This is a genomic window from Mucilaginibacter sp. (genome assembly GCF_964263795.1).
GTDB lineage: Bacteria > Bacteroidota > Bacteroidia > Sphingobacteriales > Sphingobacteriaceae > Mucilaginibacter.
Window position 1 is genome coordinate 1 of the sequence record NZ_CAXVWK010000016.1, and the last position, 21,977, is coordinate 21,977.

Genomic DNA, 21,977 nt, shown 5'->3' on the forward strand with positions numbered 1-21,977 from the left:
CGGTCATTTTATATGTTAAACGCTAAGCGCCTATTTTAATTAAACTGTATACCAAAATGGCAATTATACCTACCACCATCATAAATATGTAGAACCCTACGTTACCTGTTTGCAACAGGCGCAGGCCTTTACTCGTCTCGATTGTGCCTTTACCCAAGCCGTTCACAAATCCATCGATGCCCAATTGTTCCACAACTCTGTAAAAGAAAGTTGATAGTGCGTCAAGCGGCTTCCGGATGATCATGTCATACAATTCGTCAATATAAAACTTGTGGTATGACAGGTTTGATAATGCCGGGCGTTCTTCTTCATCACTTACCGGTACACTTGCCTTGCTTACGTATTTTGTGTATGCGTAAACCATTGCAATTAAAGCGATACCTACCGATCCACCCATCAATATCCATTCGGTATTGTGGCTTAGTTCATGCTCGCCTAACAATTTCAGTGATGGCTCAAATACCGGGGCCAGGAATGCTGCCAGTTCATGGTGGCCTCCCATTACGGCCGGTACACCTATCATACCGCCGATGGCTGATAGAATAGCCAACACAATCAACGGGATGGTCATGTTTGCAGGCGATTCATGTAAGTGGTGCTCCTGCTCGTGCGTTCCGCGGAACTTACCCCAAAAAGTAAGGTACATCATCCGGAACATATAAAACGATGTTAAACCGGCGGTAATAACGCCCACTACGTAGAATGTAGTACTATGAGCAAATGCCGCTGCAAGGATCTCGTCCTTAGAGAAGAACCCGGAGAAAGGTGGGATACCTGCAATAGCAATAGTACCTACCAGCATGGTGATAAATGTAACTTTGATCTTGCCCTTTAAGCCCCCCATTTTGCGCATATCCTGTTCTCCGCTCATCGCATGAATAACAGAACCCGCGCCCAGGAATAGCAGGGCTTTAAAGAACGCATGCGTTAAAACGTGAAAGAATGATCCGGTATAGGCGCCAACGCCCAAACCTAAAAACATGTAACCTAATTGGGATACCGTTGAATATGCCAGTACCTTTTTGATATCGGTTTGGGTTAATGCGATTAGCGCCGCAAAGAACGCTGTTGCTAATCCTACAACGGCGATTACCTCCATGGTATCCGGCGCCAGTGTAAATAAAATGTTAGAACGGGCTATCATATAAATGCCAGCCGTAACCATGGTTGCCGCGTGGATCAATGCAGATACAGGCGTTGGGCCGGCCATTGCATCGGGTAACCAGGTGAATAGCGGCAACTGTGCCGATTTACCAACTGCACCCACAAACAACAATAGCGTGATTAACACTACAGGAGCACCTGCTGCAACCGCTGCGGGCGCTTTCGGAAATATGTCTGCATAAGCAACACTGCCAAATGTATTTACTAACAAGAAAATGCCTAACAGGAAACCTAAATCACCAATACGGTTCATGATAAAGGCTTTCTTTGCAGCATCGGCATAACTTGGATTAGTATACCAGAAACCAATAAGCAGATACGAGCATAAGCCAACACCCTCCCAACCGATAAACATGATCACGTAGTTACTGCCCATTACCAGCAACAGCATAAAGAACACAAATAGGTTTAAATAAGCGAAAAACTTACCGAAACCAGCATCATCATGCATATAACCAATTGAGTAAAGGTGAATTAAGAAACCTACACCGGTGATGATCAGCAGCATGATTGAACTGAGCTGATCTACAAGGAAAGAAAATTGGATCTTAAAGTTGCCAACGGCAATCCAGTCGAAAAGGTTAAAATTGATAGGCGCCCCGGTAGATTTGATCTGGAAGAATGCGGCAACACTTAAGCCGAAAGCCACCAAAACCAATAAGCTGCCCAACGCACCAATGATACCTTTTGAAAGGGAATTGCGCCCCAATCCGTTAATAACAAAACCGGCTAAGGGTAGTACAGGAATAAGCCAGATCAATTTATCCATTTTTGTCTGTTAGACGTTTTACGTTATACGTATTGATTGGCAAGCCTTTACAATGACGCGTTTATTAGTTCTTGTATCGATTTGAAATTGAAGATTCAACTCGAAATTCATTACTTACTTTTCAGCCTGTTACCACTTCAACCTGTTCAATACGTTAATATCGATTGAATTTGTATTACGGTATATCATTACAATAATGGCCAGGCCTACTGCAACTTCGGCTGCGGCAAGTGCCATAATAAAAAAAACAAATACCTGCCCGGCCGCATCACCGCGATAAACCGAAAATGCGGTAAGCAACAGGTTAACCGAATTAAGCATCAGCTCAACCGACATGAAGATCACAATAGCATTACGGCGTAATAAAACACCCATAACCCCTATTGAGAATATTAAAGCGCTTAACATGATATAATGGTTAAGCGGCACCGCTTGAATGGTATTAGTTAAACTGTCCATCAGATGGTTGCTTTTGGTTCTTTAGGATCTTTTGTTGCGAGTAATACAGCACCTACCATTGCCGATAAAAGCAATACGGATGATACTTCGAATGGCAACAGGAATTCTTTGAATAACACTTTACCCAGGTTTTTTACCAGCCCCAGGTTAGGGTCTTTTAATACTACCGGGTCCGACGCGCCGGTGATCTTTAACGATGCTACAAGGGCCACCGCCAAGATACCACCGCCAAATACCGCCGCAAGCTTAACCATAAAAGGCTTAACCGGCTCCGATTCTTTGTTAAGGTTGATAAGCATCAGCGTATACAGGAACAGTACCAATATAGCACCCATGTAGACAATAAAGTTTACAATTGCTAAAAACTGTGCATTAAGTAAAATGTAGTGGATGGTAAAAGTAAAAAACGTAAGTATCAGGTACAGGATACTGTGCACCGGGTTTTTTGCAGAAATAACCAGTATAGAAAAGAATATGGATAAAAACGCGATGAAGTAAAATGTACTCATGTTTATATTTTACAATATACTTTTGGCCTGCTTTAAAGTTGGGCAAAGGTATAAAACTTCTGTTATTGATTTAAAGGTGCCTCTACTAATTTGTCCTTACCGTATATAAAATCTTTCCGCAGGTAATCTGATGGAACAATATCCCCATCCAAATAAATTGCTTCTTTAGGGCAAGCCTCTTCACAAAGACCACAAAAAATACAGCGCAGCATGTTAATTTCATATACAGCGGCATATTTTTCTTCGCGATACAAATGCTCCTCACCTTTCTGGCGCTCTGCAGCTGTCATAGTAATAGCTTCTGCAGGGCATGACAAGGCGCAAAGTCCACAAGCGGTGCATCGCTCAGCACCATTCTCATCGCGTTTAAGTGAGTGCAAACCACGATAGTTTTCAGAAAATTCACGTTTCTCATCCGGATAAGCAATGGTAACCGGCTTTTTGAAAAAGTGCTTCATGGTAATGCTTAAGCCCTGCACAATGGCAGGAAGGTAAGCACGCTCCAAAAAGTTAAGCGGTTTTACGGTTAATTGCTTCTTTTTATTACTTAACGATTCCATTAACTAATCCTTTATGAATTTAAAAAAGTAATAACAATCCCGGTAACCACAATGTTGGCAATTGCCAGTGGTATTAAAATCTTCCAGCCCAGGTCCATCAATTGATCGTAGCGGAAACGCGGGATTGTCCAGCGTACCCACATAAAGAAGAAGATGAACAGGAATATCTTGGTAAAGAAAACGGCTGTACCTAATAACGGGCCCCAAACAGGGCCTAACAGGTTGTTCATGAAATCCATACCTGGGTAGTTATAACCACCCCAGTAAAGGGTAGCCATCACAGCCGATGAGATGAACATGTTAATATATTCTGCAAAAAGGTAAAAGCCCAGTTTCATTGACGAATACTCGGTATGGTAACCACCAACCAACTCAGTTTCACACTCCGGTAAATCAAATGGCGTACGGTTAGTTTCGGCAAAGGCACAAACCAGGAAAAGGATAAACCCAACCGGCTGATAAATTACGTTCCAGTGCCAGCCGTGCTGCTGCTGTGCAATTTCGCCTAAGCTTAAAGTACCGGTAACCAGTAACAGGGCGATAATAGACAGCCCCATTGAAATTTCATAACTAATATTTTGAGATGCTGCACGGATAGCGCCTAACAAAGAATATTTATTGTTTGATGCCCAGCCACCAATCATCACGCCGTATACACCTAACGATACTACACCGAAGATGTACAAGATACCTACGTTAATATCCGTAACCTGCAGCGGAATCACTTTATCGCCAATGGTAATGTTTTGCCCCCAGGGAATAACTGCAGAACCAATACAGGCCGTTAAAATTGCTAAAGACGGGCCTACAATAAATAAAAATGGTGTTGCGTTAGTCGGGATGATTTCTTCCTTCATAAACATTTTGGCACCATCAGCCAAAGGCTGTAAAATACCAAACGGACCCGCACGGTTAGGGCCAACCCTATCCTGAAAAAATGCCGCTATCTTACGCTCGGCGTAGGTAGAGTACATGGCAATTACCAGGCTAATACCAAATATAATCGCAACCAGTGCGAACTTTATACCAATATCTACTAATTCCATTACAGGCGTGTCTCCCTTTCAAATTGTTGTTTATTCGCTTCCTGCAATACCAGGTTTTGTTTTACAACCGGAAGCGGTTTAAGCGTGTCATAGTGGTTTGAGCTGATAACAGATTTATGCGATACTTTACGCGGGCCTTCTATCACCCAATCACTGGTTTTCTTTTTATCAAAACGGCAGGTGTTGCAAATAAATTCTTCTGCTTCACCATACTCATCTTTACGTGCCGTTACACGGATCACGTCCTCGCCTTTATACCACAGGGTTACTTTGCCGCAGCATTTGGGGTTTTCGCATTCGCGATGCGCCTCAACCGGTTTGGTGAACCAAACACGGTTTTTGAAACGGAATGTCCTGTCGGTTAAAGCACCTACAGGGCAAACATCAATTACGTTACCGCTAAAGTCGTTATCTACTGCTTTTTGAATGTAAGTAGAGATCTCTGAATGATCGCCGCGATTTAATATACCGTGAATACGGTGATCGGTGATCTGGTCGGCAACAAACACGCAACGGTAGCAAAGTATGCAGCGCGTCATGTGCAGCTGAATCTTATCGCCAATATCAATTCTTTCGAACGTGCGGCGATCAAACTCATAACGCGTCTTGGCTGCTCCGTGTTCGTAACCTAAATCTTGTAAATGGCACTCTCCGGCTTGGTCGCAAACCGGGCAATCCAACGGGTGGTTGATCAATAACATCTCTACTACACCCTTACGTGCTTCAATAACTTCCGGCGACGTAATGTTTTTTACTTCCATACCGTCCATTACTGTGGTACGGCAGCTAGCCACCAGCTTAGGCATTGGCCGCGGATCTTTTTCAGAACCTTTGGTTACCTGCACCAAACAGGTACGGCACTTACCGCCGCTGCCTTCCAGTTTGGAGTAATAGCACATAGCCGGCGGAACGATATCGCCACCTATTAGCCTTGCAGCGTTTAGGATGGTTGTCCCGGCCTCTACTTCAATGGGAAATCCGTCTATTGTTACCTTCATTTTAGCCCCCTGTAATCTCCCCCGGTAAGGGAGACTTCAAAATTTCTTATTTCAAAAGCCCTCCCTACCGGGGAGGGTTGAGTGGGGCTTACGCCTCCAATTCTATTTTTGGCAACGGATCTGCATAATGAGCCAGCCCGTAATTGCGGGTTGTCGCTGTTTTTGCATCTGTTACGTGCCATTCAAACTCATCCCTAAAGTGGCGGATGGCACTGGCCACCGGCCATGCTGCTGCGTCGCCCAGCGGACAAATTGTATTTCCTTCTATTTTTTTAGATACATCAACCAGCAGGTCCATGTCGCTCATTTTACCGTGGCCGTATTCCAGCCGGTGTAATACCTTTTCCATCCAACCGGTACCTTCACGGCAGGGCGAACATTGTCCGCAGCTTTCGTGGTGATAGAACCGTGCAAAATTCCAGGTATTGCGTACAATACACTGGTCTTCGTCATAAGCGATAAAACCACCCGACCCCATCATGGTACCGCTCACAAAACCACCGTCTGCCAGCGACTCATAACTCATTAAGCGACCTTCGCCATTAATGGTTTTCATGAACAGGTTAGCCGGCAATATAGGCACCGATGAGCCACCCGCAACAACCGCTTTTAAACGCTTGCCATTAGCAATGCCACCGCAGTATTCATCACTGTATAAAAACTCTTCGACAGGTAATCCTAAGTCAATTTCGTAAACACCAGGTTTTTTCAGATTACCACCTGCCGAGATTAGTTTTGTCCCGGTGCTGCGCCCGATACCTAACTTTGCATACTCGTCGCCGCCTTCGTTGATTATCGGCACTACAGCTGCAATTGATTCTACGTTATTAACTACAGTTGGGCAGCCGTACAAGCCGGCAAGAGCCGGGAACGGTGGTTTTATCCTCGGGTTACCACGTTTACCTTCCAGTGATTCTAACAAAGCGGTTTCTTCACCACATATGTAAGCACCACCACCCGGTTGTACGTAAAGCTCCAGGTCGTAACCGGTGCCCAAAATATTTTTACCCAGGAATCCTTTAGCCTTTGCTTCGGCAATAGCGCGCTCCAGGATACGGATCTGCGGCATCATTTCGCCACGTACATATATAAAAGATGTTTTTGCACCCAGCGCAAAGCTGGCAACAATCATCCCCTCAATTAATAAGTGAGGGATATAGGTCATCAGATAGCGGTCTTTAAAAGTACCAGGCTCAGACTCATCAGCGTTGCAAACCAGGTAGCGCTCTACACCTTCCGGCTTTGCCAGAAAACTCCACTTCATCCCGGTTGGGAAACCAGCGCCTCCGCGGCCGCGTAAGCCCGATTTTTTAACCTCTTCAACGACTTCATCAGGCGTTAAAGTTTTCAGCGCTTTTTCAACAGCAGCATAGCCGCCTTTTGAGCGGTAAACATCAAAGGTGTTGATGCCGGGTACGTTAATATGTTCAAGTAAAAGTTTGCGTCCCATTACTACTAATATATTTTACCGGTTAATTTATAAGCGGCAATATGATTTTTTACACAGTTTGAAAGTATCATCACGGTAACCAAACCGATGATAAGGTTATAATGCTCAGGCACCTGCAGAAACAAGAACAAGATCACTCCTGTTACTAATGCTGCATCCCAGCTTATCAACCTATTACTTTCGTTCATTTTAGTTATTTGCCTTAGCGGTTAAATCGTTTATTAAAGTGTCAACCGACTCTGTCGTAAGCCTTTCATAAAAAGTATACTCCGGACCAATTTGCAATACAGGGCCAAAGCCGCAGGCAGCTAAACACTCTACGCCTCTCCAGCTAAATAAACCATCTTCAGTTACATCACCTTCCTTTACACCAAGTGTTTTTTCAATGTGCTCCATTATCAGTGTCGCGCCAACAATTTCACATGGGCCGGTACGGCAAACCTCTAACATGTATTTGCCCTGCGGTTTTAAAAAGTACATGGTATAAAACGATGCTACTTCATAAACCTCGATAGGCTGAATGTTTAGATATTCAGCAACTTTGTCCATAGCAGGTGCGCTTACCCATCCAAACTCGGCTTGTACCAGGTGCAAAACCGGCAACAAAGCCGACTTTTGTTTTCCTTCGGGATAACGGCTTACTACATCAGCAAATTTGCTGATCAGCTCCGGTGTAAAAGTTACCGGCATATCGGTGGTCTGTACACTAAGCATCTAACTCTCCGGCTATAACGTTTAAACTACTCATGTTGATAATCGCATCAGATAACAGCATGCCGCGGCTCATTGGTGCATACATCTGATAATTAATAAAGCTTGGCCTGCGGAAATGCAAACGGTACGGCGAGCGGCCACCATCGTTGACCAGGTAAAAGCCAAGTTCGCCATTGGCACCTTCAACTGCATGGTACACTTCGGCATTAGGTGTATCTACCTCGCCCATCACAATTTTAAAGTGATATATCAAAGCTTCCATGTTATTGTATACTTCCTCTTTTGGAGGCAGGTAAAACGCAGGTACATTCGCATGGAAAATATCCGTCGGTTCTTTCTCTATCTTATTCAGCGCCTGCTCAATAATGCGCAAGCTTTGCCACATTTCTTCGTTACGTACTAAAAAACGATTGTAAACGTCACCATTCTCCCCAACAGGTACTTCAAAATCAAAATCTTCATATGATGAGTATGGCTCCATGGCCCTAACATCATAATCGACACCAGTGGCACGTAAAATAGGGCCGCTCCAGCTGTAGCTGATCGCGTCTTCCTGGGTAACGGCTGCTACACCCTTTGTCCGATCTACAAAGATTCGGTTACGGTTAAACAGAGCCTCGAACTCTTTCAATACCGGTGGAAATTTCACCAGGAATTTGCGGATCTTGTTGAAAGCAATATTGTTAAAATTCCTTTCGAAACCACCTATACGGCCAATATTTGTTGTTAAACGCGAGCCGCAGATCTCTTCGTAAATCTCATAGATCTCTTCGCGGTACTCCATCATATAAAGGAAACCGGTAAAAGCACCTGTATCTACCCCTAATACACCATTACAGATAATGTGGTCTGCTATGCGGGCAAGCTCCATGATAATAACACGCATGTAATCCACACGCTTCGGCATCTGGATGTTTAACAGTTTCTCCACTGTCATGTGCCAACCCATGTTGTTGATCGGCGACGAGCAGTAATTTAACCTATCGGTAAGGGGTGTTATCTGGTAAAAAGGGCGATGCTCAGCTATTTTTTCAAACGCGCGGTGAATATAGCCTATGGTTGATACACCATTAACAATACGTTCGCCATCCATCTGCAAAACATTCTGGAACACACCATGCGTTGCAGGGTGTGTAGGCCCAAGGTTAAGCGTGGAATACTCGGTTTGCGGATCGTTGTCAGAATATACGGGGTGGTTCTGCATTTATATTATCTCCCGAAAAAGTAATCTTTTTTATCAATACGGTTGGGGTCTTCCAGCGGAAACTCTTTCCTCATCGGGAATACCGTCATGTCATCAACATTCAATATCCTTCGCAGGTCAGGGTGTCCGTCAAATATCACCCCGAAAAAATCATAAGTTTCACGCTCCATCCAATTGGCGCCGTCCCATAAGGTTGTGGCTGTAGGGATATGCAGATCTTCCAATGTCAGGAATACCTTTACCCGGATGCGTGTGTTAGTAGTCAAGCTGTGCAGATGGTAAATTACACCAATAGGTTTCTCTGACTCGGGATAATGTATAGCGGTTAAATCTGTCAAAAAGATAAATTGCAACGCTGCATCCGCTTTCAGGAACGAAAGCACATCTGTTATAACCTCTTTACCGGTCTCAATAGTAAGCAAACCAAAATCGGCACCGGTTTCAACAACCTGGCCCGGGAATTTATCGGTCAGCTTTTGTAAAAGTACGTCGTTAGCTATCTTACCCATTTTATTGTATACCGTATGAAGCAAGTAAGGCCTGATACTTAGGCTCTTCTCTGCGGCGAAGTGTTTCTGTCTGTACTAATTTCTGGATTGCCATAAAGCCATCGATAATTGCTTCAGGGCGGGGTGGGCAACCAGGAACGTAAACGTCTACCGGGATCACTTCATCAATACCCTGCAATACAGAATACGTATCAAATATACCCCCGCTTGATGCACAGGCACCAACGGCCATAACCCACCGAGGCTCGGCCATTTGCAGATAAACCTGGCGTAATACCGGGCCCATTTTTTTAGATATGGTACCCATTACCATCAACAAATCGGCCTGGCGCGGCGAAAAGCTTAAACGCTCGGCACCAAATCTGGACAAATCGTAATGTGAGCCCATAGTGGCCATAAACTCAATACCACAGCATGATGTTGCAAAAGGCAATGGCCATAAAGAGTGTGAGCGTGCCAAGCCAACGGCCTGATCAAGCTTGGTGGCGAAAAATCCTGACCCTTCTAATCCTGCAGGAGCCTCAACTATTTGAATATCACTCATGAATTATTATCAAATAAATTTAACCCATCAGCTAAGCTGATTTGCAAATTTAATTAAAATACTAATGTTTAAGGTACACTAAGAAAGGGTGGAGTATATTTAGAATAATTCTAAAGAACGTCTAAGATAAATGTCTGAATTAGGTTGTAAAATTTGATTAAGCCCGCAAACTAATCCCAATTCAGTGCGCCTTTTTTAATGATGTAAAAGAATCCGGCAAGTAAAGTACCCATAAAGATAAACATCTCTATCATACCATCTTTACCAAGATCGCGAAAGTTTACAGCCCAGGGGTACATAAAAATCACCTCAACATCAAATAGCACAAATAGTATTGCCACCAGGAAATACTTGATAGACATCGGGGTGCGGGCGTTACCAATAACTTCGATACCCGACTCAAAGGGAGTGAGTTTATCTTTAGTTACCCGCTTAGGGCCAATTTTGTGTGTTACAAACATGGTAGTCACAACAAAACCAATGGCCACTATCATTTGGAATATGATGGGCAGATAATTAACCGGCAAACTTTGTAATTCCATATGGCAAATATACAAATGAGCGGATAATAAAAAAGGCCTCTTTTTCAAGAGGCCTTTCAATATTTAATTTAAAGTTATTTGCCCTTTGCAGCTCCGCCCTTTTTAGAAAAGAAAGCAGCTGCTTGTTTGTTAGCAGGGTCTAATTCTCTCACTTTAGTGAAGTTCTCTGTGGCTTTAGCGTCGTCTTTTTCCTTATATTGGTAGAAAGCACCTAAATAGCTATAAGCTTCAACAAGTTGCGCTTTAGCTTTTTCATCAGCAGGCGGGGTTGATCCGGCTAACTGAATGTACTGTTCGTAATACGGTTTGGCATAACCCTTAATGTTATTACGGTCCGCATCTTTACTATCATTAACACGAGCCCTGAATAAAACAACCGCAGGGATAGGCTTACCAGATTTTTGACTGATATAACTAAAAGCTGAATCTGCTTTAGTTAAAAGTGTTGTGTCCGGCTTTTTAGCATCAAATGCGAAGTAGTAGCTTGTGCCCTCCCTTAAGTAATCATTTAAAGTACCCTTTCGCGATTTTGTTAAATACATACGGTAAGCATCACCTGCCTTTTCATACTTCTTTTGCGCATATAACGACTTGCCAATTTCGGCATAAACGTCAGCTTGGGTGGTATCCATTGTATAAGCGGTTTGCAACGACTTAATACCTAACGAATCCTTGCCAGAAGCAATTTGGATACGGCCTAAGTACAGGTAATCACGAGGTATAACACGTTTAGGCTCAGCTTTAGTAATCCAGGTATTCATCGCCGTTAAAGCGGTTGGATAATCTTTGTTCTCATAAGCTGCATAAGCCTGGTAACGGTAAACCCTTAAGTTACCATTTGACGATTTAGCTAACGCATTAGCTTCTTCCTGCAAAGCTTTGTAATCACCTGCATAAGCAAGGAAATCTGCATAACGTAAACGAGACTCTAAAGAGTTATCTGTTAACGAAATGTATTTGCGGTACTGCTCTACACCTTCTTTAACTTTAGCAGATGCCATTTTAGGATCGCGCAGTGACCAACGGATGTCGGTTTCTGCCCACTCGCGGTAAGCCGGTCCAAAGTTAGGGTCGATAGCTAACGCTTCTTTAAATAATCTTTCAGAATCTTCGTAATTATCGGCATATCTCCAAAGTACGCCTGTGGCAACTTTAGCAGTAGCCAGCTTAGGGTCAAGTTCTAAAGCGTTTTGGTAGTTACCCAACGCCTCGGTGCTTTTTAGCTGCGTACGATAAGCATCGCCTAATACAACCAACAGCTCAGCATCTTTAGCATTAAGCGCCTTACCTTTGTTAAGGATAGCGATAGCAGCGTTTGCGTCAGCAGCAGCTACTTTACCTTCAGTTGCGTTTAGCAAATAACCTTTACCAATGTAAACATATGGTTTACTATCCTTACCGGCCAAGGTAATTGCCTGATTAAAGTTAGTTGTTGCCGTGTTACGATCTTTGTCCACAAAAGCAGCAACGCCTAAACCTGCATAGTTAAGTGCCGATTTAGGATTAACAGCAATACCTTTTTGAAAAACTGTTTTTGCAGAGTCGCTATAGTCTTGCATAATATATACCCAACCCAGGTAAAAGAAATTTTCATCTTTAGTTGATTGAGTAACGGTTAAATTCTTAAGCATCGATTTAGCTTTCTGGTATTGCTCGGCATCAATTGCTTTTTTGGCGTCGGCCAAACTTTGAGCAAACACTGATGACCCAACTAATACAAGTGCTAATACTAACTTACTTATCTTACTGATCATTTTCATCTCTTAGTTTTGAATGTATATTTAATTTAGTGTGTTATGTTTATTTCCCTTGACGGGATAACCTCAGGTAGTAAGCCCGATTTTAATATAATCCGCTGTCCGCGCTCGCTGGCTAAAAATGAAGCAAATCCGGCTCCTAACCCCTTCTTTCCAGTGCAATCAACTAAGTACAACGATCTGCTAAGCGGATACGTTTTTTGGACTAGCGTTGACTGCGAAGGTTTAAAATATTCGCCCGGTGCGCTCTTGCTTTTCTCGTCGCGTACTCCTACAATTTTCACCTTGTCAACCGCATCAGCGTAATCTTTATCAGGGTCATTAAGCCAGCTAAATCCGGTAATACCAATTGCATCCGGGTGTGTACTAACGTATCTGATAACTTCTTTGTTTGATTTAAGCGAGTAGATATTCTTCTGCTTAAAATCTTTATTCCCTGATAGTTGCTTCAAATACCTTACCAAACTCGAGTTGGGGTTATCAAATACAATACTTTTATCAGTCTGCGATTGTCCGTTAAGCATTTTAACAATCTCGCTAACGGTAATGGTGGTATCGTTTGATGCCTGGTTAATTATCAGCGCCACCGCATCTGTGGCAAATTTTGTTATTACCGGCGGCAATGTGCGCCTTTTAAATATACCAACCTCGGCGGTATCAAGTTCACGAGCGAGTATAGCGACACGAACACTGTCGTTAATTAAGCTGTTTACTACTAACGCTTCGGGCTTGTATTTTATTATTGGATTAGCGTCAACATAAGCCGCTTTGAAAATGTATGCTTCCTCATCTATTATCGGTGAAAAAGAATCATCCGCTACAAAAGTGGCTGTACCCGCTAAAAATTTATCATCCTGAGATGTTTTTTTTTCGGCTTGCTTGCAGCTGCCAGATAAAGCAACTACCGCGCATGCCAGCAATAAATTTGTTAAGTTAAGCTTCATCAACTTCATCAGGGTCCTTTCTTAAATAGCGGGAAAACCGCAGTACTGCATAAATGAGTATTACACCGCCAAAAATCTTTCGCTGGGTAGGATCAGACCCCAGCGGAATGTCCTTCCAAAAGATCAGACCTAAGCCCAATATACAAAAGCAAATGAATGCGGCTACTCCTAAAATAAGCAAAAACCGCCTTTTGGGCGATTTTTGCTCTCTATTGTTATTTGATAACATTAGTTTTTGTTATTCCTGTGCCAGTGCAAACTGTACCGGTACGCTATATTGTACACGTACAGGACGGCCATTTTGAATACCCGGTTTCCACTTAGGCGATGCCTTAAGTGCACGTACGGCTTCCTCATCACAACCACTGCCAATACCTCTAACAACTTTAATATCAGTTAAAGATCCGTCTCTTTCTACAACGAATGTACAAATAACACGTCCCTGAACGTTGTTCTCTCTTGCGATTGCCGGGTAACGGATTGCTTTACTTAAGTAAGCACCAAACTTGGCATCACCACCAGGGAAACCTGGCGACTGCTCAACCGCAGTAAAAATCTGGTTAGGGTTTTCCTCAACCACTTGTTTAATGTCTGAGTTACCTACCGGCTCATCGATACGGATATCGGCGTTAGGGTCACCTTTCTGGTCTTTCTGTCCAGGGTCAGCTACTTCGAGCTCTTTAACGGTTGGCGGATCTTTCTCGCGAATCTCGTTATCCGGTTTTACAACCAGAGGAGGGAAACGCACTTGATCAACCTTTGGTTTAGGCGGCTCTGGTGGCGGTGGTGGTGGTTTCACTTTGTTGTCCATCGGCGGCGGTGGCAATACCATCTCGGTAATTTTCACCTTCTCATCAGCCTTTGGAATGAACCCTTCGAGCTTATTGATGATTGTTTTTAAGGAAATAATGAAAACGAATACTACTATACCTATAAGCAGGGCCCTGTTAGTGTGACGAGGGTTATCCTTTCTTAGTTCGTAAGCGCCATAAGCTTTATTACGTCCGGAAAAAACAACATCAATCCATTGCTGGTTTAATATGTCTAATTTTGATCCAAACATCTTTTAGGCATTAATATTAATAATGTTAATTTTTACTTTTTGATCTTAATAAAGACCATCTCTTTTCAACAATTCAACTTCACCAGGTGAAATATCACCAACTGCGAATGATTGAACGGCTGTGATCTTCATCTCGTCAAGCGCATCAACCAAATTTTTATAGTTTGATTTATCGCTTGGCTTAATAATAACGATCATATACTTACCGCTTTCAGCCTGGATCTTTTTACCATTCTCTGTCAACGCTTTACGGATACCATTTTTACCGTAAGTATCCTGAGTAGGCGGAGTTTTACCGGGCTCGCCAACAAACCACTCCATTTTGTTATTAGCACCTAATAACAATGTCATGGTACGTGAAGCAGGTACCGGCAACTGGTCGGTATTTTTCTCTTCCTTGTCAGGCATGGTAACGTCCATTGCCTTAGGCTTGGCCAGCGTAGTGGTAAGGATAAAGAAGGTTATCAGCAAAAACGCCAGATCCACCATTGCGGTTAAATCTATACGCGTCGAAGCTTTCTTACTTCTTACTTTCCCGCCTTTTTTCCCCCCGCCGGAGGAGGTGTCTAATTCTGCCATTGTCTATTATTTTTTAGGCGCAGCTCTAAGCGTCGTAATTAAACTAAATTTGTTAACTTTTTGTTTCTGCAGAACAGTGATCAGCTTTTTTATTGTTGGATACTCTTCTTTGTTGTCTCCTTTAATTGCTATGAACAAAGCTTTGTTATGCAAATTTGCAGCTACCTTTCTTGATTCTCTGATCCAGTCAGAAAGCTCATTATTAGAAGTGGTATCGTGCGGGATACCTGGTTGCTTGTAATTTTTACGCTGCTCGGCATCCAAAGCAAGGAATGGTTTCAACTGGCCAATCGGCACACCAAAAATGTTGGTTCCGATAAACCGTTTAACCTCTTCCGGGGTGAAAGAAATTTTATATTTCTCGCCCATTTGCGCTAAGGTTTGCTGGCGGATATCCGCACCATCAACAGTAAAAAATACTTTGCCCTGGCCAACTGTTAATAACAATACGTTATCATCTGCAATTGGCACTTCATAGCTCGAAGGTGGTATATCAACCGGAACCGGATCTTGCGGCCTTGGTTTAGCAGTTAAAATAAAGAAGGTAAGCAACAGGAAAGCTACGTCACACATAGCCGTCATGTCTATGTGGGTGCTCTTTCTGGGTACTTTTACTCTTGCCATTTTGTAAATTTAAAATTATTAGTGTGAAAAAACAAATAAAACCCAAATTATATTTTGTTATAACGTGGAAACAAGCACTAATATTTTATTACCTGATGTTTTTGTGAGAAGCAGCGAACGTCTGAACAATGCTGAAACCAGTTTCATCAATAGCGTAAGTCAATTTATCGATTTTTGATGTAAACACGTTGTACATTACAATTGAACAAGCTGAAGTACCAATACCTAATGCAGTGTTAACCAATGCTTCAGAGATACTGTTTGATAATGCAGTTGGGTTAGCAGCACCACCGGCACCAAGCTCACCAAAGGCCTTGATCATACCCACAACCGTACCTAACAAACCTGTTAAAGTACCGATAGATACTAATGTTGCAATGATGGTTAAGTTTTGCTCTAACATAGGCATTTCCAAAGCAGTTGCTTCTTCGATGTCTTTTTGGATAGCTAATGTTTTTTGATCAACATCCATTGTCTGATCTAATTCCATTTCGCTGTATTTTTTCAAACCAGATTTGATCACGTTAGCTACCGAACCTTTTTGTTTGTCGCACTCAGCGCTTGCTGCTGCAATGTTACCTGCGTTTAAGAAAGATTGGATCCTTTTTACAAAGGCTTCAACGTTACCTGTACCAGATGCTTTGCCAATTACTACCATTCTCTCAATAGAGAACACGATAACCATTAACACGTAAGACATGATCAGAGGTACAATAACACCACCTTTGTGTACAGTACCGAAAAGATCTGTAGGCTCGCCCGCTGTTGGGTCGCCGCCTTTGTAGTGACTTGGATCGCCCAGGATGAATATGAAAATACAAATAGCTACGGCTATGCAAATAGGAATGGTTAAAGATGCAAATGCGCCGGATGCACTTGAGCTTTCTTTGTTAACAGGAGTAGTTGGTTTTGTTGGTGCGTTTGCCATTACTTTTAATTTTTAGTTTTCGTTTTGTTTATAATATAAGTTAATAAAAATGTGTGCGTGTTAAGCGAATAACAAAAATAGAATTTAAATGAAATAAAAAAACTATTTCTGCAATTCTTTATAATAATTTAATATAAAACGGTACTGCTTGGTAAATTGGTAATAGATAACGTTATCAAGCAAAAAAATTGTCTTTCTGACAGACATTTTTTTACAATGAAACTTATTTTTTTTAATAATAGCAAGTTATAACTTATAAATTCTGTGTAACTAAACTGATATACTGGCGTCTAAATGTCCGCTTAGATTTTAATCAGGCAGCTAAGGTCACTCACCCCATAAGTGGAAACGTCTTAATAATTACAGTTAAGGCTAAGAAAATGGCTTGTTTAGATAATCCTTACGTTAGGAAAAACGGCAATTGGTACGCCGGGCTATGCCAGTTGACAATTTAAACAGCGGTAAGTGATAGTTAGCCACCGGCTTTTTTGGCTTTATAGCCGTCGGTTTGCAGCATGGCGAGCACTTTATCCCTAAAATCTCCCTGAAGCAGTATTTCAGAATCCTTTACCGAGCCACCAACGCCGCATTTGGTTTTCAGCTTTTTGCCTAGTGTTTCCAGGTCGTTGGTTAAGCCTATGAATCCGCTGATGCGGGTTACCAGTTTGTTGCCTTTTATCCGGTCTAAAAAAATTTTGACGTTTTGCTGTTGGGGCGGCAATGTGTCTATCTGTCCGGCACCATCTTCCTGATACTGAAAATCCGGATCGGTTGAGTACATGATTCCTGTGAAATTCTTCTTAGCCATGCTATTTATAGTATGATTCGCCAACAATTATGTTCAAAGCAGCCGGCATCACATCTATTGTAAGGTCGATATCTGCCTCACGCGGCTCACCATCTAAATGTATAGGTCCCGGCTGGGTACGCGTTATTTGAATGTGCTTACCCTTTATGATCTCTACATAGCTTGAGCTGTCTGCAGTTTTGGTAAACATACGGATACCCATCTCCGGGAACCTGTATAAAGGGAACGGTTTAATAATGCATACATCTAACAGACCATCTTGAACAGATGCTGTAGGCGAAATGTGCGCGTTATTACCATACTGTGAAGAGTTTGCCAGGCTGAGCATGAATGCCTCGCGTTGATACTGCACCCCATCTATATTTATAAGATAGGTTTGCGCTTTATACTTAGCTATCTCTGTGAGCGATGATTTTAAATAGCTCATAAAGCCCCGCTTTTCGCTTCCTTTAGCAAATACATGGCTGATGTGCGCATCAAACCCCATACCGGCCATATTAAAAAACCACTTGCCGTTCATTTTCCCGGCATCTATCCGCAGCGCTTTACCCGTATTAAGTAGTTTGATAGCGGCGCTGGCATTCATCGGCACCCCTAAAAAGCGCGACAGGCCGTTGCCCGATCCGTACGGGATGACCCCCAGTATAGTATCTGTACCGGCAATGGCCGATGCAACTTCATTGATAGTACCATCGCCGCCTACGGCAACAATCATATCAAATACCGGGGCCATCTCCCTGGCTACATCCCGGGCGTGTTTAACTCCGGTACTGTAAACCGTTTCATATTCTAAAATCGAATGATCAAGGTACTTACGTATAAACCCCGGCACATCATCCTTTTGCTTCCCTCCCGACACCGGGTTTATAATAAATAACGCTTTCCTTTTCAACTATATAGCTTTTCGTCGCCAAAAGTAAATGTATTTTCGGCTTTGTGAAAAATTGTTTTATTTTTGCCATCCGAAAGTGGACTGATTTATTGCCCTAAATAGTTAGGGCCGAATTGCAACCACGTAAAAAAGTGCTAAAAAATTGCTTCTTTTACAACGTTTCAAGATAAAATCTGTATCTTTTTCGATTAAACGTTTATAAATTATATGCCATACTTATTCACCTCAGAATCCGTGTCAGAAGGGCACCCGGATAAAGTAGCTGATCAAATATCAGATGCGTTAATTGATAACTTTTTAGCTTTTGACCCTGAGTCTAAAGTTGCCTGCGAAACATTAGTAACTACCGGTCAGGTTATTCTGGCCGGAGAGGTTAAGTCAAAAGCTTATTTAGATGTACAAAGAATTGCCCGTGAAGTGATCAATAAAATTGGTTATACCAAGGGTGAATATATGTTTGATGGTAGCTCATGTGGTGTGTTATCTGCAATTCACGAGCAATCGCCAGATATTAACCAGGGTGTCGACCGTCAGTCTAAAGAAGAGCAAGGGGCTGGTGACCAAGGGATGATGTTTGGTTACGCAACCAACGAAACTGATAACTACATGCCATTGGCATTAGATATTGCGCACGCATTACTTGTAGAACTTGCAGCTGTTCGCCGCGAAAGCACAGAGATCAACTACCTGCGCCCGGATGCAAAATCGCAGGTTACTTTAGAATACAGCGACAACAATCAGCCCACCCGTATCGACGCAATTGTTATATCAACCCAGCATGATGATTTTGACGAAGAAGCAGCGATGCTTAAAAAGATCAATGACGATATCATCAGTGTATTGATTCCGCGCGTTAAAGCTAAATACCCAAAATATGCACACCTGTTTAATGATGATATCAAATATCACATTAATCCTACAGGTAAATTTGTTATTGGTGGCCCGCACGGCGACACCGGCTTGACAGGCCGTAAAATTATTGTGGATACCTACGGTGGTAAAGGTGCCCACGGTGGTGGTGCATTTTCTGGCAAAGACCCGTCAAAGGTTGACCGCTCTGCTGCTTATGCTACCCGCCACATTGCAAAAAACCTGGTAGCTGCCGGCTTATGCGACGAGGTTTTAGTACAAGTATCTTACGCTATTGGTGTTGCACAGCCAATGGGTATTTATATCAATACTTATGGTACCAGCAAAGTAGCATTGAATGATGGCGAAATAGCTAAGAAGGTAGAGTCGATTTTTAACATGACTCCATACGCTATCGAAACCCGCTTAAAACTGCGTAACCCTATTTACAGCGAAACCGCTGCTTACGGCCACTTTGGCCGCCCGAGCGTAACTGTAAAAAAATCGTTCCTTGCACATGATGGCAGCACTATTGAGCGCGAAGTAGAACTGTTTACCTGGGAAAAATTAGATTATGTACATAAAGTAAAAACCGAATTTGGTTTATAGTAATAAATAAAAATGCATTACAAAAAGGCGCACCAGGTTGGTGCGCCTTTTTTGTGACCAAGATCATAACAAACATGACCGTCAAAAACCATTCACCTCTCCTCATCGCTTTTGCTTTCTTTAACATCTACCTTATATGGGGCTCTACTTACCTGGCAGTTGCGTTTGGTTTGCAAAGCTTTCCGCCGTTTATACTGGTAGGCCTGCGGTACCTGGCTGCCGGGCTAATCATGCTGAGCTGGTGTAAACTCAAAGGCGAGCGGTTGCCTCCGTTTGAATTTGCATGGAAACAAGCCTTAAGTGGCACGTTAATGCTGGTAGGCGGTACCGGTATGATATCATGGGCCGAACAATATATCAGTTCGGGGCAGGCAGCGGTATTGGTAGCTACTGAACCTTTAATGTTCTTACTTGTGGACCGTAAACGCTGGAGCGAATACTTCTCTAATAAATATATCATTGCAGGTTTACTCATTGGCTTTACCGGGATATTTTTATTTCTAAACTGGGCGTTGAAGTTACGCACCCATCGCCAATGGCAACCATAGCGAGCCTGGTTGTGCTGCTTAGCGCGCTATTATGGGTTTTTGGTTCGCTTATCACCAAAAGCAGCAAAGGCGAAAGCACCAGTGTGATGAATGCCAGTATCCAATTGTTAGCGGCGGGATTAGTTTGTGGTTTAATTTCGGTTATTAAAGGCGAATATATTGCCTTCTCATTTGCTGCGGTTAAATGGCAGGCCTGGGGCGGACTCATCTTCCTTATCGTGATGGGTAGTCTGGTAGCCTATCTTTCTTTTATATGGTTGCTAACTATATAACCACCTGCCATCATCAGCACCCATACTTACGTAAACCCGGTTGTGGCTGTATTCTTAGGCTGGCTGCTCATTAACGAAAGTGTGAACATTGCGCAGCTATTGAGTTTAATAGTGGTGCTTATGGGTATCCTGCTGGTAAATATGCCGGGATACATTAACAGGCGACAAGCCGTAGATTAGTTGGGGTTAGCGCCAATTGAGAATTGAATTAGGCCATCATATGCAGCGATAGCATTGTAAATTTTAAGTGTGCGTAATCTTTAAATCTTATCGATATACTACCTTTACTTTATGGAGCACCCCGAACAAAACCCCTGGCAGGTAACCTCAGTAACCGATAAGTATGATAACCCCTGGATAAACGTTACCGAATACCAGGTGATTAACCCGTCTGGCAATCCCGGTATTTATGGTAAAGTACATTTTAAAAACCTGGCTATCGGCATTTTGCCTTTGGATGATGACATGAATACTTACCTGGTAGGCCAGTACCGGTTTGTACTTAACGAATATAGCTGGGAAATTCCCGAGGGCGGCGGCACAATAGGCACCGACCCGTTAGAGGCTGCCAAACGGGAGCTGCTGGAAGAGACCGGATTAAAGGCTTCGCAATGGACAGAATTGCAGCGCATGCACTTGTCTAATTCCGTAAGCGACGAATTATGCATAGTTTACCTGGCCCGCGGCCTGGAGCAGCATGAAGCTGAACCGGAAGATACCGAGCAACTGATCGTAAAAAAGCTTCCGTTTGATGATTTGTACCAGATGGTGCGCAATGGCGAAATAACAGATTCTGTAACGGTTTGCGCGGTGCAAAAAGCGCGGTTAATGCAGCTGGAGAATACTTTATAAATCAACTTTTTAGCATTTTATCAAAAAAAGTTAAATTTGCGGCCTTGATGAAAAAGTTTTTAGGCTATATACTTTCACCAATTGCTATTTCCGCATTTTTCTTACTGCTGTGTATCTTCCATCCTATACAATGGATGTGTTACAATTGGGGCGGGTACAAGGCGCATAAGCGATCTGTAGATATATTAAATTTTTTTTTATTACACACTGCCTACCTTATTTTCGACCCGGTAACCTTTATCAACAAGCAAAGCTTGCCAGCCGGCAGGCCCGTGATCTTTATAGCTAATCACCAAAGTTTGTTTGATATTCCCCCGCTTATTTATTACCTGCGCAAGTACCATGTAAAGTTTATCTCAAAGGTGGAGTTAACTAAGGGCGTACCCTCTATCTCTTACAACCTGCGGGTTGGCGGCGGGGCAAATATCGACAGGAAAGACCCCAGGCAATCAATAACCGAGCTGGTAAAATTTGCCGGGAGAATGAAAGATAATAACTGGTCGGCGGCTATATTCCCGGAAGGTACACGCTCTAAAGATGGCAGCGTAAAGCCTTTCCAATCGGCAGGCGTTGCTACCTTGCTAAAAAAATGTCCCAATGCACTTTTGGTGCCTGTTGCCATAAAAGATTCGTGGAAGATGAGCCGGTATGGCTTTTACCCTCTTAACACTTTAACGCCCATGAGCTGGACAGTACTGGAGCCGCTGGAGCCTAACGGGAGGCCAGCCGACGAATTAGTACAAGAAGTTGAGGACAGGATAAGGGCTTCAATAGGGTAATTCAA

General features: G+C 42.9%; 28 protein-coding genes. 6 read left to right on the plus strand and 22 right to left on the minus strand.

The genetic code is table 11. The features are described 5' to 3' along the window. Nucleotides 1–22: 22 nt before the first annotated feature. From nuoL to ACE5CV_RS01475, 22 genes are all read right to left on the minus strand, one after another. Complete coding sequence (gene nuoL, locus ACE5CV_RS01370) at nt 23–1,933, minus strand: NADH-quinone oxidoreductase subunit L (RefSeq protein ID WP_374948355.1); 1,911 nt, start codon at nt 1,931–1,933, stop codon at nt 23–25. Nucleotides 1,934–2,062: 129 nt separating this feature from the next. Further along, on the minus strand, nt 2,063–2,392 hold the full coding sequence (nuoK, locus tag ACE5CV_RS01375; RefSeq protein ID WP_374948356.1) for an NADH-quinone oxidoreductase subunit NuoK: 330 nt from the start codon (nt 2,390–2,392) through the stop codon (nt 2,063–2,065). Next, the gene (locus ACE5CV_RS01380) at nt 2,392–2,901 is read right to left on the minus strand and encodes an NADH-quinone oxidoreductase subunit J (RefSeq protein ID WP_374948357.1); all 510 of its coding nucleotides are present in this window, start codon (nt 2,899–2,901) and stop codon (nt 2,392–2,394) included. Before ACE5CV_RS01380 ends, nuoK begins: the two co-directional genes overlap by 1 nt. A gap of 62 nt (nt 2,902–2,963) precedes the next feature. After that, nucleotides 2,964–3,461: a NuoI/complex I 23 kDa subunit family protein gene (locus ACE5CV_RS01385; RefSeq protein WP_374948358.1), complete on the minus strand. Its 498-nt coding sequence runs from the start codon at nt 3,459–3,461 to the stop codon at nt 2,964–2,966. A gap of 11 nt (nt 3,462–3,472) precedes the next feature. Next, nucleotides 3,473–4,507 (minus strand): NADH-quinone oxidoreductase subunit NuoH, encoded by a 1,035-nt coding sequence (gene nuoH, locus ACE5CV_RS01390; protein ID WP_374948359.1) that lies wholly within the window; start codon nt 4,505–4,507, stop codon nt 3,473–3,475. Then, nucleotides 4,507–5,505, minus strand: a complete 999-nt coding sequence (locus tag ACE5CV_RS01395) for a 2Fe-2S iron-sulfur cluster-binding protein (RefSeq protein WP_374948360.1) — start codon at nt 5,503–5,505, stop codon at nt 4,507–4,509. Before ACE5CV_RS01395 ends, nuoH begins: the two co-directional genes overlap by 1 nt. A gap of 88 nt (nt 5,506–5,593) precedes the next feature. After that, nucleotides 5,594–6,955: an NADH-quinone oxidoreductase subunit NuoF gene (gene nuoF, locus ACE5CV_RS01400; protein ID WP_374948361.1), complete on the minus strand. Its 1,362-nt coding sequence runs from the start codon at nt 6,953–6,955 to the stop codon at nt 5,594–5,596. A gap of 5 nt (nt 6,956–6,960) precedes the next feature. Further along, nucleotides 6,961–7,143, minus strand: coding sequence for a hypothetical protein (locus ACE5CV_RS01405; protein ID WP_374948362.1), 183 nt, complete (start codon nt 7,141–7,143; stop codon nt 6,961–6,963). A 1-nt stretch (nt 7,144) separates the two neighbouring features. Next, nucleotides 7,145–7,669 carry an NADH-quinone oxidoreductase subunit NuoE gene (gene nuoE / locus ACE5CV_RS01410; protein ID WP_374948363.1) on the minus strand — a complete coding sequence of 175 codons (525 nt, stop codon included), beginning with the start codon at nt 7,667–7,669 and terminating at the stop codon, nt 7,145–7,147. Next, complete coding sequence (locus ACE5CV_RS01415; RefSeq protein WP_374948364.1) at nt 7,662–8,873, minus strand: NADH-quinone oxidoreductase subunit D; 1,212 nt, start codon at nt 8,871–8,873, stop codon at nt 7,662–7,664. Before ACE5CV_RS01415 ends, nuoE begins: the two co-directional genes overlap by 8 nt. 5 nt (nt 8,874–8,878) lie before the next feature. Continuing rightward, on the minus strand, nt 8,879–9,382 hold the full coding sequence (locus ACE5CV_RS01420; protein WP_374948365.1) for an NADH-quinone oxidoreductase subunit C: 504 nt from the start codon (nt 9,380–9,382) through the stop codon (nt 8,879–8,881). Between the two features lies 1 nt (nt 9,383). Next, on the minus strand, nt 9,384–9,926 hold the full coding sequence (locus tag ACE5CV_RS01425; protein ID WP_191163532.1) for an NADH-quinone oxidoreductase subunit B: 543 nt from the start codon (nt 9,924–9,926) through the stop codon (nt 9,384–9,386). A gap of 170 nt (nt 9,927–10,096) precedes the next feature. Continuing rightward, nucleotides 10,097–10,468: an NADH-quinone oxidoreductase subunit A gene (locus tag ACE5CV_RS01430; protein ID WP_374948366.1), complete on the minus strand. Its 372-nt coding sequence runs from the start codon at nt 10,466–10,468 to the stop codon at nt 10,097–10,099. Between the two features lie 74 nt (nt 10,469–10,542). Then, a complete protein-coding gene (locus ACE5CV_RS01435) occupies nt 10,543–12,228 on the minus strand; it encodes a tetratricopeptide repeat protein (RefSeq protein WP_374948367.1) in 1,686 nt (561 codons plus the stop codon). A 26-nt stretch (nt 12,229–12,254) separates the two neighbouring features. Then, on the minus strand, nt 12,255–13,178 hold the full coding sequence (locus ACE5CV_RS01440) for a PstS family phosphate ABC transporter substrate-binding protein (protein ID WP_374948368.1): 924 nt from the start codon (nt 13,176–13,178) through the stop codon (nt 12,255–12,257). Continuing rightward, nucleotides 13,159–13,398, minus strand: a complete 240-nt coding sequence (locus tag ACE5CV_RS01445) for a hypothetical protein (RefSeq protein WP_374948369.1) — start codon at nt 13,396–13,398, stop codon at nt 13,159–13,161. The genes ACE5CV_RS01440 and ACE5CV_RS01445 overlap by 20 nt, the downstream gene beginning before the upstream one ends. Before the next feature lie 9 nt (nt 13,399–13,407). After that, nucleotides 13,408–14,232: an energy transducer TonB gene (locus ACE5CV_RS01450; protein WP_374948370.1), complete on the minus strand. Its 825-nt coding sequence runs from the start codon at nt 14,230–14,232 to the stop codon at nt 13,408–13,410. A 45-nt stretch (nt 14,233–14,277) separates the two neighbouring features. Further along, entirely contained in the window at nt 14,278–14,811 is a 534-nt protein-coding gene (locus tag ACE5CV_RS01455) for an ExbD/TolR family protein (RefSeq protein ID WP_374948371.1), read from the minus strand. Between the two features lie 6 nt (nt 14,812–14,817). Next, on the minus strand, nt 14,818–15,435 hold the full coding sequence (locus ACE5CV_RS01460) for an ExbD/TolR family protein (RefSeq protein ID WP_374948372.1): 618 nt from the start codon (nt 15,433–15,435) through the stop codon (nt 14,818–14,820). An 88-nt stretch (nt 15,436–15,523) separates the two neighbouring features. Continuing rightward, nucleotides 15,524–16,363: a MotA/TolQ/ExbB proton channel family protein gene (locus ACE5CV_RS01465; RefSeq protein ID WP_374948373.1), complete on the minus strand. Its 840-nt coding sequence runs from the start codon at nt 16,361–16,363 to the stop codon at nt 15,524–15,526. Nucleotides 16,364–16,835: 472 nt separating this feature from the next. After that, nucleotides 16,836–17,171 (minus strand): translation initiation factor, encoded by a 336-nt coding sequence (locus ACE5CV_RS01470; RefSeq protein ID WP_374948374.1) that lies wholly within the window; start codon nt 17,169–17,171, stop codon nt 16,836–16,838. Nucleotide 17,172: 1 nt separating this feature from the next. Then, nucleotides 17,173–18,063, minus strand: a complete 891-nt coding sequence (locus ACE5CV_RS01475) for a diacylglycerol/lipid kinase family protein (protein WP_374948375.1) — start codon at nt 18,061–18,063, stop codon at nt 17,173–17,175. A gap of 207 nt (nt 18,064–18,270) precedes the next feature. On the opposite strand from ACE5CV_RS01475, the gene metK reads away from it, so the two are divergent. From metK to ACE5CV_RS01505, 6 genes are all read left to right on the plus strand, one after another. Then, nucleotides 18,271–19,521, plus strand: a complete 1,251-nt coding sequence (gene metK, locus ACE5CV_RS01480) for a methionine adenosyltransferase (protein ID WP_374948376.1) — start codon at nt 18,271–18,273, stop codon at nt 19,519–19,521. A gap of 74 nt (nt 19,522–19,595) precedes the next feature. Further along, entirely contained in the window at nt 19,596–20,069 is a 474-nt protein-coding gene (locus ACE5CV_RS01485) for an EamA family transporter (RefSeq protein WP_374948377.1), read from the plus strand. After that, nucleotides 20,057–20,341, plus strand: a complete 285-nt coding sequence (locus tag ACE5CV_RS01490) for a hypothetical protein (RefSeq protein WP_374948378.1) — start codon at nt 20,057–20,059, stop codon at nt 20,339–20,341. The genes ACE5CV_RS01485 and ACE5CV_RS01490 overlap by 13 nt, the downstream gene beginning before the upstream one ends. Nucleotides 20,342–20,353: 12 nt before the next feature. Further along, the gene (locus ACE5CV_RS01495) at nt 20,354–20,521 is read left to right on the plus strand and encodes an EamA family transporter (protein ID WP_374948645.1); all 168 of its coding nucleotides are present in this window, start codon (nt 20,354–20,356) and stop codon (nt 20,519–20,521) included. 111 nt (nt 20,522–20,632) lie between these two features. Continuing rightward, on the plus strand, nt 20,633–21,193 hold the full coding sequence (locus tag ACE5CV_RS01500; protein ID WP_374948379.1) for an NUDIX domain-containing protein: 561 nt from the start codon (nt 20,633–20,635) through the stop codon (nt 21,191–21,193). A 47-nt stretch (nt 21,194–21,240) separates the two neighbouring features. Then, nucleotides 21,241–21,972, plus strand: coding sequence for a lysophospholipid acyltransferase family protein (locus ACE5CV_RS01505; RefSeq protein ID WP_374948380.1), 732 nt, complete (start codon nt 21,241–21,243; stop codon nt 21,970–21,972). Nucleotides 21,973–21,977 lie beyond the last annotated feature (5 nt).

Bases quoted from the DNA above. Each gene is read 5' to 3' on its own strand.
- nuoL (WP_374948355.1), bottom strand. From the start codon at position 1,933: ATGGATAAATTGATCTGGCTTATTCCTGTACTACCCTTAGCCGGTTTT.
- nuoK (WP_374948356.1), bottom strand. From the start codon at position 2,392: ATGGACAGTTTAACTAATACCATTCAAGCGGTGCCGCTTAACCATTAT.
- ACE5CV_RS01380 (WP_374948357.1), bottom strand. From the start codon at position 2,901: ATGAGTACATTTTACTTCATCGCGTTTTTATCCATATTCTTTTCTATA.
- ACE5CV_RS01385 (WP_374948358.1), bottom strand. From the start codon at position 3,461: ATGGAATCGTTAAGTAATAAAAAGAAGCAATTAACCGTAAAACCGCTT.
- nuoH (WP_374948359.1), bottom strand. From the start codon at position 4,507: ATGGAATTAGTAGATATTGGTATAAAGTTCGCACTGGTTGCGATTATA.
- ACE5CV_RS01395 (WP_374948360.1), bottom strand. From the start codon at position 5,505: ATGAAGGTAACAATAGACGGATTTCCCATTGAAGTAGAGGCCGGGACA.
- nuoF (WP_374948361.1), bottom strand. From the start codon at position 6,955: ATGGGACGCAAACTTTTACTTGAACATATTAACGTACCCGGCATCAAC.
- ACE5CV_RS01405 (WP_374948362.1), bottom strand. From the start codon at position 7,143: ATGAACGAAAGTAATAGGTTGATAAGCTGGGATGCAGCATTAGTAACA.
- nuoE (WP_374948363.1), bottom strand. From the start codon at position 7,669: ATGCTTAGTGTACAGACCACCGATATGCCGGTAACTTTTACACCGGAG.
- ACE5CV_RS01415 (WP_374948364.1), bottom strand. From the start codon at position 8,873: ATGCAGAACCACCCCGTATATTCTGACAACGATCCGCAAACCGAGTAT.
- ACE5CV_RS01420 (WP_374948365.1), bottom strand. From the start codon at position 9,382: ATGGGTAAGATAGCTAACGACGTACTTTTACAAAAGCTGACCGATAAA.
- ACE5CV_RS01425 (WP_191163532.1), bottom strand. From the start codon at position 9,926: ATGAGTGATATTCAAATAGTTGAGGCTCCTGCAGGATTAGAAGGGTCA.
- ACE5CV_RS01430 (WP_374948366.1), bottom strand. From the start codon at position 10,468: ATGGAATTACAAAGTTTGCCGGTTAATTATCTGCCCATCATATTCCAA.
- ACE5CV_RS01435 (WP_374948367.1), bottom strand. From the start codon at position 12,228: ATGAAAATGATCAGTAAGATAAGTAAGTTAGTATTAGCACTTGTATTA.
- ACE5CV_RS01440 (WP_374948368.1), bottom strand. From the start codon at position 13,178: ATGAAGTTGATGAAGCTTAACTTAACAAATTTATTGCTGGCATGCGCG.
- ACE5CV_RS01445 (WP_374948369.1), bottom strand. From the start codon at position 13,398: ATGTTATCAAATAACAATAGAGAGCAAAAATCGCCCAAAAGGCGGTTT.
- ACE5CV_RS01450 (WP_374948370.1), bottom strand. From the start codon at position 14,232: ATGTTTGGATCAAAATTAGACATATTAAACCAGCAATGGATTGATGTT.
- ACE5CV_RS01455 (WP_374948371.1), bottom strand. From the start codon at position 14,811: ATGGCAGAATTAGACACCTCCTCCGGCGGGGGGAAAAAAGGCGGGAAA.
- ACE5CV_RS01460 (WP_374948372.1), bottom strand. From the start codon at position 15,435: ATGGCAAGAGTAAAAGTACCCAGAAAGAGCACCCACATAGACATGACG.
- ACE5CV_RS01465 (WP_374948373.1), bottom strand. From the start codon at position 16,363: ATGGCAAACGCACCAACAAAACCAACTACTCCTGTTAACAAAGAAAGC.
- ACE5CV_RS01470 (WP_374948374.1), bottom strand. From the start codon at position 17,171: ATGGCTAAGAAGAATTTCACAGGAATCATGTACTCAACCGATCCGGAT.
- metK (WP_374948376.1), top strand. From the start codon at position 18,271: ATGCCATACTTATTCACCTCAGAATCCGTGTCAGAAGGGCACCCGGAT.
- ACE5CV_RS01485 (WP_374948377.1), top strand. From the start codon at position 19,596: ATGACCGTCAAAAACCATTCACCTCTCCTCATCGCTTTTGCTTTCTTT.
- ACE5CV_RS01490 (WP_374948378.1), top strand. From the start codon at position 20,057: ATGGCAACCATAGCGAGCCTGGTTGTGCTGCTTAGCGCGCTATTATGG.
- ACE5CV_RS01500 (WP_374948379.1), top strand. From the start codon at position 20,633: ATGGAGCACCCCGAACAAAACCCCTGGCAGGTAACCTCAGTAACCGAT.
- ACE5CV_RS01505 (WP_374948380.1), top strand. From the start codon at position 21,241: ATGAAAAAGTTTTTAGGCTATATACTTTCACCAATTGCTATTTCCGCA.